Source organism: Desulfovibrio porci (genome assembly GCF_009696265.1).
In the GTDB taxonomy this organism is placed as follows: Bacteria; Desulfobacterota; Desulfovibrionia; order Desulfovibrionales; family Desulfovibrionaceae; genus Desulfovibrio; species Desulfovibrio porci.
This window is the reverse complement of record NZ_VUMH01000012.1, coordinates 12,649-29,035: the sequence shown is the minus strand read 5'-3', so window position 1 is coordinate 29,035 and position 16,387 is coordinate 12,649. Positions and strand designations below refer to the sequence as shown.

Annotated in this window: 16 protein-coding genes; 8 read left to right on the top strand and 8 right to left on the bottom strand. The window is 63.9% G+C overall.

Annotated features, from left to right (window positions below; translation table 11 throughout):
- Positions 1-2: 2 nt before the first annotated feature.
- The 4 genes from miaA to FYJ44_RS11285 are packed head-to-tail and all read right to left on the bottom strand — an operon-like array spanning position 3 to position 3,661.
- Positions 3-956 (bottom strand): tRNA (adenosine(37)-N6)-dimethylallyltransferase MiaA, encoded by a 954-nt coding sequence (miaA, locus tag FYJ44_RS11300; protein ID WP_154512170.1) that lies wholly within the window; start codon positions 954-956, stop codon positions 3-5.
- Positions 956-1,495 (bottom strand): pantetheine-phosphate adenylyltransferase, encoded by a 540-nt coding sequence (gene coaD / locus FYJ44_RS11295; protein ID WP_154512168.1) that lies wholly within the window; start codon positions 1,493-1,495, stop codon positions 956-958. The genes miaA and coaD overlap by 1 nt, the downstream gene beginning before the upstream one ends.
- On the bottom strand, positions 1,492-2,043 hold the full coding sequence (gene rsmD / locus FYJ44_RS11290) for a 16S rRNA (guanine(966)-N(2))-methyltransferase RsmD (protein WP_154512166.1): 552 nt from the start codon (positions 2,041-2,043) through the stop codon (positions 1,492-1,494). The genes coaD and rsmD overlap by 4 nt, the downstream gene beginning before the upstream one ends.
- Positions 2,044-2,050: 7 nt before the next feature.
- Positions 2,051-3,661: an MBL fold metallo-hydrolase RNA specificity domain-containing protein gene (locus FYJ44_RS11285; RefSeq protein WP_154512164.1), complete on the bottom strand. Its 1,611-nt coding sequence runs from the start codon at positions 3,659-3,661 to the stop codon at positions 2,051-2,053.
- A 450-nt stretch (positions 3,662-4,111) separates the two neighbouring features.
- Here FYJ44_RS11285 and FYJ44_RS11280 point away from each other — a divergent pair, with 450 nt between their 5' ends.
- The 5 genes from FYJ44_RS11280 (at position 4,112) to FYJ44_RS11260 (ending at position 7,586) form a co-directional block, all read left to right on the top strand.
- Positions 4,112-4,780 (top strand): LOG family protein, encoded by a 669-nt coding sequence (locus FYJ44_RS11280; protein ID WP_154512162.1) that lies wholly within the window; start codon positions 4,112-4,114, stop codon positions 4,778-4,780.
- Entirely contained in the window at positions 4,759-5,286 is a 528-nt protein-coding gene (locus FYJ44_RS11275) for a nucleoside deaminase (protein WP_288230614.1), read from the top strand. The genes FYJ44_RS11280 and FYJ44_RS11275 overlap by 22 nt, the downstream gene beginning before the upstream one ends.
- A 51-nt stretch (positions 5,287-5,337) precedes the next feature.
- A complete protein-coding gene (locus FYJ44_RS11270; RefSeq protein ID WP_154512160.1) occupies positions 5,338-6,858 on the top strand; it encodes a fused MFS/spermidine synthase in 1,521 nt (506 codons plus the stop codon).
- 105 nt (positions 6,859-6,963) lie between these two features.
- The gene (locus tag FYJ44_RS11265) at positions 6,964-7,197 is read left to right on the top strand and encodes a hypothetical protein (RefSeq protein WP_154512158.1); all 234 of its coding nucleotides are present in this window, start codon (positions 6,964-6,966) and stop codon (positions 7,195-7,197) included.
- 104 nt (positions 7,198-7,301) lie between these two features.
- The gene (locus tag FYJ44_RS11260) at positions 7,302-7,586 is read left to right on the top strand and encodes a hypothetical protein (protein ID WP_154512156.1); all 285 of its coding nucleotides are present in this window, start codon (positions 7,302-7,304) and stop codon (positions 7,584-7,586) included.
- A gap of 100 nt (positions 7,587-7,686) precedes the next feature.
- Here FYJ44_RS11260 and FYJ44_RS11255 read toward each other — a convergent pair whose 3' ends face one another.
- The 4 genes from FYJ44_RS11255 to FYJ44_RS14760 form a co-directional block, all read right to left on the bottom strand.
- A complete protein-coding gene (locus FYJ44_RS11255; RefSeq protein WP_154512154.1) occupies positions 7,687-7,977 on the bottom strand; it encodes a hypothetical protein in 291 nt (96 codons plus the stop codon).
- A gap of 234 nt (positions 7,978-8,211) precedes the next feature.
- A complete protein-coding gene (locus tag FYJ44_RS11250) occupies positions 8,212-9,771 on the bottom strand; it encodes a helix-turn-helix transcriptional regulator (protein WP_154512152.1) in 1,560 nt (519 codons plus the stop codon).
- Between the two features lie 87 nt (positions 9,772-9,858).
- Positions 9,859-11,649, bottom strand: coding sequence for a sensor domain-containing diguanylate cyclase (locus tag FYJ44_RS11245; protein ID WP_229772683.1), 1,791 nt, complete (start codon positions 11,647-11,649; stop codon positions 9,859-9,861).
- On the bottom strand, positions 11,552-12,190 hold the full coding sequence (locus tag FYJ44_RS14760; RefSeq protein ID WP_229772682.1) for a hypothetical protein: 639 nt from the start codon (positions 12,188-12,190) through the stop codon (positions 11,552-11,554). The genes FYJ44_RS11245 and FYJ44_RS14760 overlap by 98 nt, the downstream gene beginning before the upstream one ends.
- 365 nt (positions 12,191-12,555) lie before the next feature.
- On the opposite strand from FYJ44_RS14760, the gene FYJ44_RS11240 reads away from it, so the two are divergent.
- The 3 genes from FYJ44_RS11240 to FYJ44_RS11230 all read left to right on the top strand — a co-directional run bounded on the left by FYJ44_RS11240 (position 12,556) and on the right by FYJ44_RS11230 (position 16,187).
- Positions 12,556-13,581, top strand: coding sequence for a TRAP transporter substrate-binding protein (locus FYJ44_RS11240; RefSeq protein ID WP_154512148.1), 1,026 nt, complete (start codon positions 12,556-12,558; stop codon positions 13,579-13,581).
- A gap of 178 nt (positions 13,582-13,759) precedes the next feature.
- Positions 13,760-15,682: a TRAP transporter large permease gene (locus tag FYJ44_RS11235; RefSeq protein WP_154512146.1), complete on the top strand. Its 1,923-nt coding sequence runs from the start codon at positions 13,760-13,762 to the stop codon at positions 15,680-15,682.
- Between the two features lie 79 nt (positions 15,683-15,761).
- On the top strand, positions 15,762-16,187 hold the full coding sequence (locus tag FYJ44_RS11230; protein ID WP_154512144.1) for a GlcG/HbpS family heme-binding protein: 426 nt from the start codon (positions 15,762-15,764) through the stop codon (positions 16,185-16,187).
- Positions 16,188-16,387: the final 200 nt, after the last annotated feature.

Below are 16,387 nucleotides of genomic sequence, written 5' to 3'. Positions count from 1 at the left end.
CTTCAGGCCGGGGCCGTCCAGTGCCGGCGGGCTTCTTCCAGCACGGCCGTCAGGTTGTCGGGCGGCAGAAAAAGCGCTTCGGGCCGGGCCCGGAACCAAGTCAACTGACGCTTGGCGTAGGCGCGGGTGTTGCGCAGCCAGAGGCGGCGGCATTCCTCAAGGCTGATCCGGCCCTGCAGATGAGCCAGAGCTTCCGCCGCGCCGATGCCCGACCAGCCCGGCGCGGCCGGATCGTCGCAGCGGGCGCGAGCCCGGCGCGCCTCGTCCAGAGCCCCGGCGGCCAGCATCAGGTCCAGGCGGCGGGCCAGGCGCGGCTCCAGCCAGGCCAGCTCGGCGTTGAGCACCAGCAGCGGCCCCCGGCAGAGCGGGGCGGCCATGGCGTTTTCATGCCACCAGCTGAAGGGGCGGCCCGTGCCTTCCAGCACTTCCAGGGCCCGCGCGATGCGCTGGCGGTCATTGGGATGGATGCGCGCCGCGTAGGCCGGGTCGGCCTTGCGCAGCTCGGCGTGCAGGGCGGGCGCGCCCTCGGCGTCCAGGCGGGCTTCCAGGCGGGCGCTGATGGCCGGGTCCAGAGGCGGGATATCGGCAATGCCGCGCAGCAGAGCCTGAAAATAAAGGCCCGTGCCGCCCACCAGCAGCGGGGTTCTGCCGCGCGCCAGCAGTTCGCGGGCCTTGGCCGCGGCCTGTTCCGCCCACTGCCCGGCGCTGATCTTTTGCGTTGCGGGCAGAAAACCGTAGAGATGGTGGGGGCAGGCGGCGCGCTCTTCCGGCGAGGGCTGGGCCGTGATCAGCGGAAAATCGGCGTAGACCTGGCGCGAGTCGGCGTTGATCACCTCGCCGTCCAGCTCGCGGGCCAGAAGCAGGGCCGCGGCGGTTTTGCCCGATCCCGTGGGACCGGCCAGACAGATCACCGGTGCGGGCCGCGCGGCGGAAGAAGACTTCGCGTCCCCGGTCATTACGAAACGCGGAAGCCGCCGTGCGGGGCCGCCAGACAGGGCGTGCCCCGGCGCACTTCGCCTTTGGCGTATTTTTCCAGCAGGCTGCGGCGCACGTTCTCGGGCACCAGGCCCTTGACGTCCGCGCCCTGGCTGGCCGCCGCCTTGACGATGGTGGAGCTGATGAACAGCCACTGGTAGTCGGTCATCATGAACACGGTCTGGATATGGCGCTGCAGACGGCGGTTCATCAGGGCCAGCTGGAACTCGTACTCAAAGTCCGACACCGCGCGCAGGCCGCGCAGCAGGGCGCAGACCCCACGCTGGGCCGCGTATTCCACGGTCAGGCCGGAGAAGGGTTCCACCACCACACGCGACTCGTTTTTGAGGGCTTCGCGGGCCATTTCCACCCGCTCCTCATGGCTGAACAGCGGGAATTTGGGCGTATTGTCGGCCACGGCCACGATGATCTGGTCGAAGACGTCGCAGCCGCGCCGGATCAGGCTGAGGTGGCCGTTGGTCAGGGGGTCGAAAGTGCCGGGATAGAGCGCTGTTTTCATGCTGCCGTCCAGATGCAGATGCGCGTCTGGCCGAAGAGGCGCTCGGCCAGAAGGTTGAAGGAGGCGGGCGGCGTGAGCCTGACGTCCTTTTCGATTTCCGCCGTGACGAAAGCCCCGGGCGCGAGCCAGCCCCTGTCCGCCAGGGCGCGCAGCGCCGGTTCCGCCAGGTTCTTGCGGTAGGGCGGGTCCATGAAGACAAGCTCAAAGCCTTCGGGCGGCTGGCGTTTGAGAAAACGCAGCACGTCTTCCTTGATCAGGCGGGCCTGGCCTTCGAGGCCCAGGGCCGCCACGTTTTCCTGAAGGCAGCGCATGGCCGGGGCCGCGTTTTCCACCAGCAGGGCCGAGGTCGCGCCCCGGCTCAGGGCCTCGAAGGCCAGGCTGCCGCTGCCCGCGAAGAGGTCCAGCACGCGGGTTTCGCCCCAGACCAGGCCGCGCGAGGCCAGCATGGAGAACAGCGCTTCGCGGGTGCGGCCCATGGCCGGGCGGTAGCCCTCGCCTTCCACGGTTTTCAGCACGCGGCCGCCCAGGCCGCCGGCAATGATCCGCATAGGCCGCCTACATGCGCGAAAGCAGGCGGGTCATGGCGTAGTCCATCTTGGCCAGGGCCTCCTGCAATTCGGTCTGTTCCACCCAGGGGCGGCCTTCCACGTCGGCCAGCTTGCCCTTGAACATGTCCCACTTGCGTTCCAGTTCGCCGGTGAGGAAGTTCCAGTCCACCTTGGGATGGGCCTGGCTTTCGTGCAGCACGGTCTGGGCAACGCGCCCGCCTTCCAGAACCATTTCTTCCAGGTATTCGGGGATCAGCGGCGCAAGACTGAAACGCTCCTGAATCAGCCCGGCCAGCGTGGTCTGGGCCGAATTTTCGCCGTGCACCAGCACCACCTGCGTGCCGTCGCCGGTCAGCGGGGCCAGCCAGTCCAGCAGCTGGCTCTGCCCGGCATGGCCGGAAAAGCCGTTGATGGTGAAAATGCGCGCCTTCACTTCCATGTCTTCGCCGAACAGGGTGATCTTTTTGGCCTGCTCCACCAGCTTGCGGCCCGGCGTGCCCACGGCCTGATAGCCCACAAAAACCACGCTGGCGCCGGGCCTCCAGATATTGTGCTTGAGGTGGTGCTTGATGCGCCCGGCATTGCACATGCCGCTGGCCGAAATGACAATGGCCGGGCCGCTGATCTCGTTGATGGCCTGGGATTCGGCCGTGCTCAGGGTGTAGTGCAGGTTGGGCAGGGAGAAGGGATCGTCGCCGCTGCCCAGCAGGGCCTTGGCGTCCTCGTCGAACAGCTCGCGGTTGCGCTCGAAGATTTCAGTGGCCCGGATGGCCAGGGGGCTGTCCACGAAGACCGGCATGTCCTCCGGCAGTTTGCCCTGGCTGTTGAGCATGTGCAGGCAGTAAAGCACCTCCTGCGTGCGCTCCACGGCAAAAGCCGGAATGATCACCTTTTCGCCCCTGGCGTGGCTGTAGGCCACGGCCTCGGCCAGTTCCTCGGTGCTGGTGCTTTCATTCTTGTGGTTGCGGTCGCCGTAGGTGGACTCCATGAACACGTAGTCGGCCCTGGGCGGATTTTCCGGATCGCGGACAATCAGGGACTGGGGGCGGCCGATGTCGCCGGAAAAGATCATGCTGGTGGTCTTGCCGTCTTCCTCGGCTTCCAGGCGCAGGGAGCCGGAACCCAGAATGTGCCCGGCGTCGTAATAGGTCATGCGGATGCCCGGCGCGGGCTCAAAGGTCTTGTGATAGTCCACGGCCTGAAAAAGCGTGGCCGCCTTCTGGGCGTCCTCCACCGTATAGAGCGCGGCCGGGGGATTTTTCAGGCCCCGGCGGTCGTACTTCTTGGCTTCCCACTGGGCTTCCATTTCCTGGATGTGGGCGCTGTCCTGCAGCATGATTTCCAGCAGGTCGCTGGTGGCCTTGGTGCAGTAAACGGGCTTGTCGAAACCGTTTTTGGCCAGCAGGGGCAGCAGGCCCGAATGGTCGATATGGGCGTGGGTGATCAGGACGAAATCAATGTTTTCAGGCTGGTAGGGCTTGACGTCGCGGTTGCGCTGCTCAATGGCCTTATTGCCCTGGTGCATGCCGCAGTCCACGCAGAAGCGCTTGCCGCAGGCCTCGATCATATAGCAGGAGCCGGTGACTGTTTTGGCCGCTCCCAGGAATTGTACTTTCATATGCACTCCGGTGGGTGGTGAGGGGCGGGTCATGCGCGCGTTGGGGCGGCATGACGGCAATGATTCACATAGCCGCAGCCCGCCGCCCTGTCAAACCGCGGGAAAAACGGCGGATCGGGCCGAGGCGGCCTGGCCGGAACAGACAGGTGAAAAGCGCTTTTGCCAAGGCCTTCCGTAACATTGCGGGTATGTTGTAAAATCCGCCTTTTCCGGACGAAAAAAATCGCCGGTTTCACAAAATTCCCGCAATGCCGGTTTCCTCTCATTTCCCGGCTGCGCCGGGCGCGTTCGCGGGAGCAAAGAGGCAAGAGGCCTCCGCCCGGCGCGTGGCGTCCGCCGCGCTCTTGCCGCCGCGCTCCGGCTCACATATACTGAACGCGCTCTCGCCCGCGTGCGCGGGCTCCGGCGGATACGCCGCCGTGACATTGATTCTTCCCGCAAGGAGCGGTTATGCCTGAACTACGACAGAATATTGTGGACGATCTGACCTCCGTAACCACCGAATCCTGGCGCACATTCCGGATCATGGCGGAAATGGTGCAGGCTCTGGACACGCTGAACGCCCTGAAGACAAACTGCATTTCCATTTTCGGCTCGGCCCGCTGCACGCCGGACATGCAGGAATACCAGGATGCCGAAAAAATCGCCCACATGCTGGTGGACGCGGGCTTCGGCATCATCACCGGCGGCGGCCCGGGCATCATGGAGGCGGCCAACAAGGGCGCTTTTGACGCCGGGGGCGAATCCGTGGGGCTGCACATCCACCTGCCGCACGAGCAGGGCTGCAACAAGTATGTGAAAACCCGCTGCAATTTCCGTTACTTTTTCATCCGCAAGTTCATGTTCGTGAAGTACGCCATGGCCTATGTGGTCATGCCCGGCGGCATGGGCACCATCGACGAGCTGTCCGAGGCCTTTGTGCTGGCCCAGACCGGCCGCACCCGGCCCTTCCCCATCATCCTGTACGATTCCCGCTTCTGGAGCGGCATGCTGGAATGGCTGCGCAAAAGCATGGCCGCCGGCGGCTTCATCCATGAGGCGGAGATCGACAGGCTGATCACGGTCTGCGACACGCCCGAGGAAGTGGTCAATCACCTGTGCAAGATCATCATTCTGTAGCGGCCCCGCGCGTTTTCGCGCCCGCCGGGCCTGTGCCCGACCCGCCGCCGGGCCTGAGCTGGGAAGGACTGATGGATCTGGCCCTGGCCCAGGCCCGCCTGGCGGCGGCGGACGGCGAGGTGCCGGTGGGCGCGGTGCTGGCCGGGCCGGACGGGCGGCTGCTGGCGCAATGCCGCAACGCGCCCGTGGCCCTGCGCGACCCCACGGCCCACGCCGAAATCCTGGCCCTGCGCGCCGGGGGCGCGGCGCTGGGCAATTACCGCCTGAACGGCTGTGTGCTGGCGGTCACCCTGGAGCCCTGCGCCATGTGCGCGGCGGCCCTGGCGCACGCGCGCCTGGCCGGGGTGGTTTACGGCGCGGCGGATGATCTGGCCGGGGCCGTGATCTCCCGCGCCGAATATCTGGATGCCCCTTTCTGCAATCACCGGGTCTGGCACATGGGCGGGGTGCGGGCCGAAGCCTGCGCGGCCCTGCTGCGGGATTTTTTCGAAAGGAAGCGCGGCTGACGGCGGATTTCACGGCCTGAGCCGGGCCGTCCGCCGCGAAGAGGACTGTGCATGCTGGAACTGACGGTTTTTTTGAGCGGCGCGCTGGTCATGGTGCTGGAAATGGTGGGCGGCCGGGTGCTGGCCCCGCATGTGGGCACCTCGGCCATTGTCTGGACCAGCCTCATCGGCGTGGTGCTGGCCTGTCTGGCCCTGGGAGCCTGGGCCGGCGGCCGCTTCGCGGACAAAACGCTTTCCCGCCGGGGGCTGGGCCAGGCCCTGGCCGGAGCCGGACTGGGCTGCGGGCTGACGGCCTTCTGCCACACGGCGGTGGGCGTGGGCGTGACCCAGGGGGTGGGCAATCTCTACCTGGCCGCCGTGGCCGCCGCGCTGGGCATTTTCGCCCTGCCCGCCTTTTTCTTCGGCATGATCACGCCCTACGTGATCCGCCTGCGCATCGCCGGCGTGGACACCGCCGGGGCCACGGTGGGGCGGCTCTACGCCCTGTCCACGGCGGGCAGCATTCTGGGCACCTTTCTGGGCGGCTTTGTGCTGATCTCTTTTTTCGGCAGCACGGCCATTCTCTGGGGCGTGGCCCTCTGCATGCTGCTTCTTTCCCTCTGCAACGCGCCCGCCAAACCCTGGCCGCGCCTGCTGCTTCTGGCGCTCTGCGCCCTGCTGGCCTGGCAGGACAGCCTGTACGGGCAATGGCTGGCGGAAAAGAGCGGCACGCGCCTGGTGGAGAGCCCCTATAACAGCATCCGGGTCATGGACGGCGTGGACCGCGCACGCGACGGCCGCGCCGTGCGCCTGATGGCCACGGACCCCGGCTACAGCCAGTCCGGCATGCTGCTGGACGCCCCGGATGAGCTCTATTTCGACTATACCCGTTTTTACGCCCTGGGGCCGCGCCACGTGCCGGGCGCGCGCACGGTGCTGATGCTCGGCGGCGGGGGCTATTCCGTGCCCAAGTGGCTGCTGGCGGGCAAAAGCGGCCTGGATGCCGCCGCCCTGCGCCTGACCGTGGTGGAGCTGGACCCGGCCATGACCGCGGCCTCCCGGCGCTGGTTCGGCCTGAAGGATGACCCCCGTCTCACGGTGCGGCACGAGGACGCCCGCGCTTTTCTCAACCGCCAGCAAGAGCGTTATGACCTTGTTTTTGTGGACGTCTTCAATTCGCACTATTCCGTGCCCTTTCAGATGGGCACCATGGAGGCGGCAAAGGAATTGCGCCGGGCCGTGGCTCCAGGCGGAGCCTTGCTGATGAACGTGATCTCGGCCGTGGAGGGCCCGGACGGGCGGCTGTTCCGGAGCATTTACCACGCCCTGGCCGCCGCTTTCGCCGAGGTGCGCGTCTATTGCGTGGGCAGGCCGGACCGGCCCGGCGAGGTGCAGAATCTGATGTTGCTGGCTTTTCCCGAGGCCGGGCGCGTTTCTCCTCCGGCTCCGGCCCCCGCCGCGGACCCGTCGGCCGCCGAGACGGACGTCATGCTGTCCGCGCGCTACGCCGGGCCTGTGCCCACGGACACGCCCGCGCTCAGTGACGACTTCGCGCCGGTGGAGCGCTACGCCCTGATGCTGCTGCGGCGGTAGGTCCGGATCTTGCAACGCGGCGGACATCAAGTCCCATCCTCTAAAGCCTTCTTGCGAACCGCCGATGAAAACTGTAGTTTAGTGTCTACAGAAGGAGGCCGCACTATGGAATACAACACCATCAAGCCGGTGAACATTACGGAAAACGTGCTGACCATGCTGGGACGGAAAGTGAGCAGCGGACGGGATCTGACCATGTCCGAGCGGCTGATGGCCATGACCGCCACGGCACAGAGCACCGCCGACCGCTACGGCCCCGGCCCGGCGGATATGGTGCTGCAGCCGCCGGATCTGCCCGAAACCGTCAAGGGCGTGCTGGCCAACTACACCGGCGTTTAGGGAAGCTTCGCTCCGCGCGACGCTTCAAAAGCCGCTCAGCATCACATGGGTTTAACAGCGCGGCTGGGGACAGGCGGTTCCGCCGCGCCTATTGCGAGGAAGTTTTGAACGAATCCATCGACGATCTTACCGTGCAGTATGAGGAAAACGGCCAGATTCTGATCAACGAACTGGACAAGGTGGTGCTGAGCAAGGGCGCCTGGACCACCATTCTGTTCCGTTATCAGCAGTGGCGGCCGGAAAGCGACGACTACGGCCCGGACAAGTATGTGATCCGGCGCTATAAAAAATCGGGCGGCGAATACCGCCAGCAGTCCAAGTTCACCATTTCCAGCGCGGATCAGGCCCGCAAGATCGTGGACGCCCTGTTGCCCTGGATTGAAAAATAAGCGCGATCCGCGTCTGTTCCGCCTGTTTACGGCAATCCTTCAGAGGGTTGCCGTAAACAGGCGTTCGCGTCAGGGCCTTGCCCGCTGAACGGCTTCCGCATCAGCCCTTTTTGCCGAAAAATCCGCCCGGCAGATTCCCCGGCATACCGTCCAAGCCGTCCGCCAGAGCTTCGCGCTTGAGTTTTTCTCCCTCCTGTTGCGGGACTTCGCCCGCGCCGTCCCCATGCTCCCGCACGGCTGAAAGCGGTTCCTGAGCCAGATCCCGCGCGTTTTCCGCCAGACTGCCCGGATGTTTCAGGGGCTTGTCCGCGTTTTCGGCAATATTGCCCAACCGCTCCTGAACGGCGGCAGCCGCGCCGTCCGGGCCGCAAGTGTCGAGCAGTTCCTTCATGGCGCGCTGCGTTGCGTTCGCGGCGGCCGACGTTACGGGAGGGGAACGCGGCGGTCCGGCAGAAAAAAAAGACCTTGGCATTGTTTAATGCCAAGGTCTCACTGATCGGCGTTACCGACGGCGCCGCCAGACGGAAGGTCATGCTGTTGACGCCGTCCGGGTTTCAAGAACCCGGTTACGTACGGTTTGACGTATAAACGTGGGCCGTGGCGCTGTCAAGAGACGCCCGCGCGTCTATTCCTCGTTCTGGCCGCCCGCCGCATGGCAGACGAGCCAGGGCAGTTCATGACGGCTGTTGATGTTCAGCCGCCGCAGGATATTGCGGATATGGGTTTTCAGCGTGCTGGGCGAAATATTCAGGCTGGCGCAGATATCGGCGTCATTGTGCTTCTGGGCCAGCATGGCCGCGATGAGCGCCTGCTGGCGGGTCAGCCCGAGCCGACGGAAAAGCTGCTCGCATTCCTCCCGGCTCAGGCTTTCCGCGCCGGTCTGGCCTTCCCCCTGCTGGCTTTGCGGGGCCTGCGCGGCGTTTTCGGCTGAAGGCCCGAGCGAGGTCACGGGCGAGAACGCGCCCGGCAGGGGGCGCATGGGACGTGCCGGGCGCCCGTGCGGCGCGGCTTCCCAGAAGCCCATCCGTTCCAGCAGAAAGACGTAGGTTGAACTGGAAAGCAGGATGGTGACGGCCAGCAGGGCGAACAGGTAGTTGACCGTGGTGCCGTGGGAAAGGCTGGCGCGGATGCCGGGCAGGGCGTAGGTGCCCAGCAGCAGGCTGAAGAGCAGAATGGCTCCGCCCAGGCCGATGAGCCGGATCCCGTTGCCCCGGCGGCGGGCGTTCAGCCAGGAGGCCGCGTAAAAGAGGGTGGTGTAGCTGTAGACGCCCAGAAGGGTGTAGGCGAAGTGCAGACTGTCCAGAGAAAGGGCCGGGGATTCGCGGTGCAGCAGCGGCCAGGCCGTATAGCCCACCACCAGCAGCGGTCCCATGAGCAGAACGGTGCGCCAGATGGAGGCCCGCCGCGCCAGATGGATGCAGAGCGGGGAAATCAGGCAGCTCAGCACCACAATGAGCAGCAGATGCGGCTTGGGTCGGGGCAGCAGGGGTTCCATGACGGCCAGAAGGCTGTAGTACAGGCCGTGGCTGAAGCCGGTCAGGCCGTAGACGGCGTAGACCGGCCACAGATTGATCAGGCCGGACGGGTCGGGCAACGCGGCAACGGCGGCAAATTCCGGCGCGCCGCTCTGGCCGGAGGGGGCGCGGCTTTCCTTGTCCGGCGGCGACGGGGCGGCGGGCGGCTCCAGCAGCAGTTTGGCCGCCAGGGCGAAGACCACGGGCAGGAGTAAAAGGCCTTCCGGCCGCAGGGCCAGCAGACCGTGGATCAGGGCGCGGCTGACGATGATGCCGGCGCTGACCACCACCAGAATGCCCCGGCGCGGCAGCGAGGCCACACCCATGCCCAGCACCACGAAACCCACGGCAAAACCGAAACCCGCCAGGGCGCTGATGAGCGTCCCGGCCGCGGCGTTGGCGAGCAGGGGGATATCCAGGCTCAGCAGTAACGGGCTGCACAGACCGGCGCAGCCCGCGATCCAGAGCCGGGACAGCATGCCCTCGGCGCGCAGCCGCTCCCGCCACAGGCCGAGCAGAAACAGAAACAGCGCGGCGCAGGGCAGTACGGCGAAAAGCCGTCCGAATTCATCGTTGAACAGGAACGGCTCAGGGTCGCCGTAGCTGCGGAAGGCCAGCCAGAGCCAGGCATTCAGACAACCCGCGCCCAGAATGTAACGAAGCTCTTTCAAGGCGTACCTCGAGCGAAGTTAACCACCATGTCCCGCCGCCAATGCGGAGCACCCGGCGGACGGGACGCGTCCGCGCACGGCGGGCAGCTATACGCCGCCATGACCGTCGTTCATGGTGAAGCCGTTTTTTCCCCTTTTCTTGGTCTGATACAACGCGGCGTCCGCGCTCTGGTACAGACCGGCGAAATCCGTTCCGCACTGCGGGGCCAGAGCCACGCCGATGCTCGCGGACATCCGCCAGCGGGCCGTGCCGTCCGCGCATTCGACGCAGAGCGCGGCGGAAAGGTTTTTGGCCGTCGCTTCCGCCCATTCCCGATCGGGAATGGGGATGAATGCCGCAAATTCGTCGCCGCCGATCCGTCCCAGCAGTCCCTTGCCCCTGAAATGCCGTTTGAGGATGCCCGTGAAGGTCCGGATGCAGACATCCCCGAAGGCGTGCCCGAAACGGTCGTTGGCCTGCTTGAAATTATCAATGTCAAAGATGAAAAAGGCATATGCGCCGTCCGGCTTTTCGGAAAGCAGCCTGCCGATGGCGCGTTCCGTGGCCTTCTTGGTGTAAAAGCCGGTCATTTCATCCGTCGCGGCCCGCAATTCCTGTTTCTTTTCGGCGTCAATGTTTTTGCGGTAGGCCAGCATGTGGATGGACGCATCCTCGGCGGAGTAAAAAATGTGCGCGTCCACCCGCATCCAGTAGTATTGCCCATCGTTGCGGCGGGTCATGAAATCATAGCGGAGGTGACTGTTCCCGGCCTCATACGCCCGGATGATGTTCCGCGGCGCGAAGGTTTCCAGATAGCCGCGCCGGAATTCCTTTTTGACCCGCGTTTCGGCCATGAGGGCGATGCCCTGATCGTAGGGCAGGGGCCTGCCGTCACGCGCCGCGAAACTTTCCTCGGTCCGCGTCCCCTCCGCGCAATTTTCGGTAATGTTGAATTCCCAGATATTGTCATACTGCTGTTCCGTCGCGCGGGTGAAAAACTGCTGCCGTTCCTCCATCAACTGGGTGATCTGCCTGTTGAACTTCCGGATGACCGTTGTGATGACAAGCAGGACGATCAGGATGACGGCGACAAGAATCGCGCAGGTCTGATAGAGCTGGGTCTGCATTTTCCTGATCAGCAGACCGGTGTTTTGCGCCACAATGAGATTCCAGGACAGTTCCGGAATAAAACGGGTGACGATGAAGCTTTTTTCGCGGCTCCGGGGCGCGGTGGGCGTCCAGAGTTTCAGGCTCATGCTGTCAGCGTTCCAGCCCAGGACTTTTTCCCGAATGTCCTCCTGCCGGTAGACCGTGAACCAGTCTTTTCCTTCGTAGCCGGTGTGTGCGGTGGAGATTTCCATGGTGCCGTTTTTGCTGACCAGGCTCGCCGTCACATGGTATTTTTCTTCATAACTTCTGAGCAATTCCTGAAGGGAATCAATGCGGATGCCCACACCGACCACGCCGAGCACCCGTCCGGCGGCATCTTTGATTTTGCAGTTCACAAAAACGGTGATCGCGTTGTCCGCGCCCTGCACCTCGTCGTTGTCCACCTCCAGCGTGTAGTCTCGCGGGCTGTCCAGCAGGCGGAAATACCAGGCGTTTTCCGGATTTTTTTCCGTCAGAACGCGGTCCACGCCCCTGAAACTATAATACCGGCCCGTGGCGGCGGAAACCAGAAAGACGGAATCAAAGTCATATTTTTTCTGGTATGTCTCCAGATAGGCTCTGGTGGTTTCAATGTACGCGGGGTCATCTCCGTGTCGCGGCTCTCCGGAGAGATGACTGGCCAGCAGGCTGTCATGGGCCATGGTCAGCGAAATATTGACCGGTTTGGTGAATTTTGTGGTCAGCCGGTAATAAATCCCTTCGGCTGTAAGGGTGGAAATCTGTTCCATCTTGTCCAGGGATGTCCGGTAATTGGCGCGGTAGCTGAGTACGGCGGTAAGCACGAATCCGATGACCAGAATGATGGCGATAATCAGATTGATTTTTAAGAGGTGCTTGTTTTTCAACTTCTTCCGACCTTATCTCCGGCCTTTCCGGAACGCTATGGAAAGAGTGACTATAATTGGGATGTGCGAAATGCATGCGCCGGAACGCGGGCCAGGCATGCACAATGCCGTTTCCCGGCAAGACCGGACGCGCCGTCGGCCGCAATGCCGTTTTTTCTCCGGCGGCATCGCAAAGGAAAATTGATCTCACGGCATGTTCAATACCCGCGCCCGATTTTTCCTTTGCGCCGTGCCGCCCGGAAAATTTCAGTGCTTCGCGGATGGCGCTGTCATGAGCATTGAGGCTGCGATAAATTGCACAAAAGTCGGTAAAAGAGAAGACCATCTCCCGGCGCGGACCGTTTTTGATGCCCGGCGGCGACGGCGCTTGGCTGATATGCGCGAAAAAATTCAGCTTTGCGCGTCTTGCCGTGGCAGGGAGCATGCGGGCGACGTGCTTGCACTATAATCAGCTTCCATTTTTATTTCAATAAGATATCCATGTAATCCTTTTAGGTATGATGCCTGTTGCGGGCTAGGCGCAAAAGGGATTTCCGGCGCGCTCCCGCAAATTACCCCCTCGAACGATTGCTGACTTCCGGGCTTTGTGCTGAAAAGGACACACTTGGAAAACCGGCGCCGCAAACGCCGACGGGTTTCGCGGCGGTGCGCCGCGGAGGGGCGTTCGGACCTCAGGGCCGGAAGACGGCCCGCGACGGCAAAGCGCCGCGCACGGTTACAGGTTGAGCGATACGGCCCCGGCAAGGCGTTGTTGCAACGCCATAACCTGAAAAGAGGCAGGAGATTGCCATGAACAGAAGATTCTTTCTTGCAGCGGGCTTCGCGGCCGCGTTGTCCCTGATGGCGGGACCGGCCGTGACGGCCCATGCCGCCGACTACAACGGCCCCAAAATCAAATTCCGGGTGGCTCATACCACGCCCCCGGGCAATCACATCACTCTGGCCTTTGAAAAGTTCAAGGAACTGGTGGAACAGAAAAGCGGCGGCAAGATCAAGGTCCAGGTGTTCCCCAACGCCATCCTGGGCAGCGACCGCGTGCTGATGGAAGGCGCTCAGAAGGGCAGCCTTGAAATGGCTGTAAGCTCCACCCCCAACATGGCCAATTTTTCTCCTCTCTATCAGGTTTTTGATCTGCCGTACATCACCAGCCCCAAGAATCAGGAAAAACTGTACAAGGCCATCGATTCCGGCGCGTTGGGCAAGTATTTCGAGAAGGTCGCCCATGACATCGGTCTGGAGCCGATCATGTACGCCGAATACGGCTACCGCAACTTTGTGACCATCAACCGCCCGGTGTCCAAGGTGGAAGACCTGGCCGGTCTGAAGATGCGCACCACGGACTCCGCCGTGGAAGTGGAAGTGGCCAAGGTTCTGAAAATGAATCCCACACCCGTGGCCTGGGGCGAAACCTATACGGCTCTGCAGCAGGGCACCGTGGACGGCGAAGGCAATACCTTCCCGCACATGTACGGCGCCAAGCACCACGAAGTGCTGAAGTACGCCGTGACCTCGGCCCACAACTACGGCATGCAGGTCATGATGGCCAACAAGGCCTGGTGGGACAAACTGCCTCCCGAAGCTCAGAACGTCGTGCGCGAAGCCGCGGCTGAAGCCCTGGCCTACCAGCGCGAGACCCTTTACCCCAAGAACGAGGCCGAAGCCCGCGAAGGCTTCGTCAAGGCCGGCATCACGATTGTGGACCTGACCGACGCACAGCTTGACGAATTCCGCAAGGCCACCCGCCCGGTCTGGGACAAGTTCAAGGACAAGTTCCCGCCCGAGCTGGTGGAAATGGTGCTTGAAACCCAGAAATAACCGTCCGGCCGGGTCCGGGAGCGTGACGGACGCGCCCCGGACCCGGACTGCCCCCGCATGTTTCGCCAGCCGCCTCGGGGCGGCCCCGCCGGTCCCGTCATTTGCGCCACCCGGCCCGCAAAATTGACGGGAATGGCCCGGCGCGTCCTTCCCGGCCGTTTGCCGCACGGAGTACCCCATGTCCTCATCCGCCCGTAAATTTCTGCGCCTGCTCGACGCCAATCTGGAAAAACCCTTCCTGGTCGCGGGCATGCTCCTGATGATCGTGATCATCACCTACCAGACCGTCTACCGCTACTCCATCACCGAACTGCTGGGCCTGCTGGACGGGCCCCGCTTCAGCGCCTGGCTGGGTGGTTTTCTGCCGGTGGGCAAAATCCGGGAGACTGTTTCCCACTATGTGGGCCTGTCGGTCTGGTCCGAAGAGATGGCCCGCTACGTCTTCATCTGGATTTCCTATCTGGCCATTCCTCTCGCCATCCGCCAGCGCAGCAATATCCGGGTGGACATCATTTATGACCGTCTGCCGTCCCGGCTTCAGGGCATAAGCTGGATCGTGGTGGATCTCTGCCTGCTGATCCTGAGCGCCTTTGTGTTTGTGGAGGGGGTGGAACACATCCGCATGCAGCTGGCCATGCCACAGGTAACGGCGGCCCTGCGCATTCCCTACGCCATCCCCTATCTGATCCTGCCCCTGGGCTTCGGCCTGATGAGCCTGCGCGCCCTGGAAGATCTGGCGGCGCAACTGCGGACCGTGTCCTGGCGGGACGCCCTGGCCGGGGCGGCTTTCACGGCCCTGCTTTTCTCGCCGGTGCTGCTTTTTGACGATCTCAATGCCATAGCGTTGCTCTTCGGCTATTTTGTGGTCCTGCTGCTGCTCGGCGTGCCCATTGCCTTTTCCCTGGGCATCGCGGCCCTGATGACCGTGGTGGGCGCGGATACGCTGCCCGCCAGCTATATCGCCAGCGTGGCCTTCACTTCCATCGACAATTTCCCCATCATGGCCATTCCCTTCTTCATCGCGGCCGGGGTGTTCATGGGCGCGGGCGGGCTTTCCCGCCGCCTGCTGGCCCTGGCCGACGAGCTGGTGGGCGGCCTGTCCGGCGGCATGGCCCTGGCCAGCATCGCCACCTGCATGTTCTTCGCGGCCATCAGCGGTTCCGGTCCGGCCACAGTGGCGGCCATCGGCACCCTGACCATCCCGGCCATGGTGGAGCGCGGCTACGACAAGCTCTTTGCCGCCGCCGTGGTGGCCGCCGCCGGGGCCATCGGCGTGATGATCCCGCCCAGCAATCCCTTTGTGGTCTACGGCGTGGCCGGGCAGGCTTCGGTGGGCAAGCTCTTTCTCGCGGGCATCACGCCGGGCATTCTCACCGGCCTGGCCCTGATGGCCACGGCCTATGTCATCGCCCGCAGGAACGGCTGGCGCGGCGAATCCCGCCCCCGCAGCCTGAAGACCATGGGCCGCGCCGTCTGGGAGGCCAAATGGGCCCTGCTGGTGCCGGTCATCGTGCTGGGCGGCATTTACGGCGGCCTGATGACCCCCACCGAGGCGGCGGCCATTGCCGCCATGTACGGCCTGCTGATAGGACTTTTCGTCTACCGCGAGCTTTCCCTGAGCTCGCTCTGGAAATGCTGCGTGGAGTCGGCCCAGACTTCGGCGGTCATCATCATGCTCATGGCCATGGCCACCATTTTCGGCAATGTGATGACCCTGGAGCAGGTGCCCGAGCGCATCGCGGCGGCCATCCTGGACCTGACCAGCAACAAGATCGCCATCCTGCTGCTGATCAACGTGCTGCTGCTCTGGGTGGGCACCTTTATGGAGGCCCTGGCGGCCATCGTGATCCTCACGCCCATTCTGCTGCCCCTGGTGACCAAGGTGGGCGTGGACCCCATCCACTTCGGCGTGATCATGGTGGTCAACCTGGCCATCGGTTTTGTGACGCCGCCGGTGGGCGTGAACCTCTTTGTGGCCTGCGGCATCACCAAACAGAAAATCGAGCTGGTCTCGCGGGCGGCCGTGCCCTTTATCCTGACCATGCTGGTCATTCTGCTGCTGGTGACGTACTGGCCGAGTTTGTCGCTCTTTCTTTTGTAGCTGCGAAACAGATTGCAGCACCAAGCCCGCCGGTCAGGAAAAGACCGGCGGGCATCCGCATTGCATGAAGGAGGTCGTCATGTCTGAACAAGTCCCTGCGCTGAACCACAGCCGCATCCTGGCCGCTGTGGCGGCTCTGGCCGCGGAGGCGGATGGCCACGGCGGCGCGCCCTTATGTATCGCGGTCTGCGATGCGGTGGGGGATCTGCTGCACTACACGCGCATGGCCGGGGCCAAGCGGCGCGGCACGCCCATCGCCGTGGGCAAGGCCTATACCGCCGCCGTGCTGGAAACAACCACCAGCGCCCTGCACGCCCGGCTGGAGCGCGAGCGTCTGACCCTGGCGGATTTTTGCGACGGCCCCATGCCCCGGCTGACCAGTCTGGCGGGCGGCGTGCCTCTGAGCCTGGACGGCCGCACCGTGGGCGGCGTGGGGGTCAGCGGGCGCAAGCCCGAGGAAGACGAGGTCTTGGCCAGGCGGTTGGCAGCGGCGCTGCTGGACTAGGAGCTGTTTCTACATTGTCTTTTCGCCCTCTGCCTGCGTCAGGCTCGCTCCGTGCGAAGGTCGAATATATTTGAATATACTCCCTCCGCCCGGAACTCGCCTTCCTGGGCAGAGAACAAAAATCCTCATTTAGAAACAGCTCCCAGGGGGCGGGGCCGCGACACTCTGAAAAAGCGCAAGGAGCCTGAAGGCCGTACATG

Excerpts from the sequence above, each read along its gene's own strand:
- miaA (WP_154512170.1), bottom strand. The coding sequence starts at position 956 with ATGACCGGGGACGCGAAGTCTTCTTCCGCCGCGCGGCCCGCACCGGTG.
- coaD (WP_154512168.1), bottom strand. The coding sequence starts at position 1,495 with ATGAAAACAGCGCTCTATCCCGGCACTTTCGACCCCCTGACCAACGGC.
- rsmD (WP_154512166.1), bottom strand. The coding sequence starts at position 2,043 with ATGCGGATCATTGCCGGCGGCCTGGGCGGCCGCGTGCTGAAAACCGTG.
- FYJ44_RS11285 (WP_154512164.1), bottom strand. The coding sequence starts at position 3,661 with ATGAAAGTACAATTCCTGGGAGCGGCCAAAACAGTCACCGGCTCCTGC.
- FYJ44_RS11280 (WP_154512162.1), top strand. The coding sequence starts at position 4,112 with ATGCCTGAACTACGACAGAATATTGTGGACGATCTGACCTCCGTAACC.
- FYJ44_RS11270 (WP_154512160.1), top strand. The coding sequence starts at position 5,338 with ATGCTGGAACTGACGGTTTTTTTGAGCGGCGCGCTGGTCATGGTGCTG.
- FYJ44_RS11265 (WP_154512158.1), top strand. The coding sequence starts at position 6,964 with ATGGAATACAACACCATCAAGCCGGTGAACATTACGGAAAACGTGCTG.
- FYJ44_RS11255 (WP_154512154.1), bottom strand. The coding sequence starts at position 7,977 with ATGAAGGAACTGCTCGACACTTGCGGCCCGGACGGCGCGGCTGCCGCC.
- FYJ44_RS11245 (WP_229772683.1), bottom strand. The coding sequence starts at position 11,649 with ATGGAACAGATTTCCACCCTTACAGCCGAAGGGATTTATTACCGGCTG.
- FYJ44_RS14760 (WP_229772682.1), bottom strand. The coding sequence starts at position 12,190 with ATGCTCCCTGCCACGGCAAGACGCGCAAAGCTGAATTTTTTCGCGCAT.
- FYJ44_RS11240 (WP_154512148.1), top strand. The coding sequence starts at position 12,556 with ATGAACAGAAGATTCTTTCTTGCAGCGGGCTTCGCGGCCGCGTTGTCC.
- FYJ44_RS11235 (WP_154512146.1), top strand. The coding sequence starts at position 13,760 with ATGTCCTCATCCGCCCGTAAATTTCTGCGCCTGCTCGACGCCAATCTG.
- FYJ44_RS11230 (WP_154512144.1), top strand. The coding sequence starts at position 15,762 with ATGTCTGAACAAGTCCCTGCGCTGAACCACAGCCGCATCCTGGCCGCT.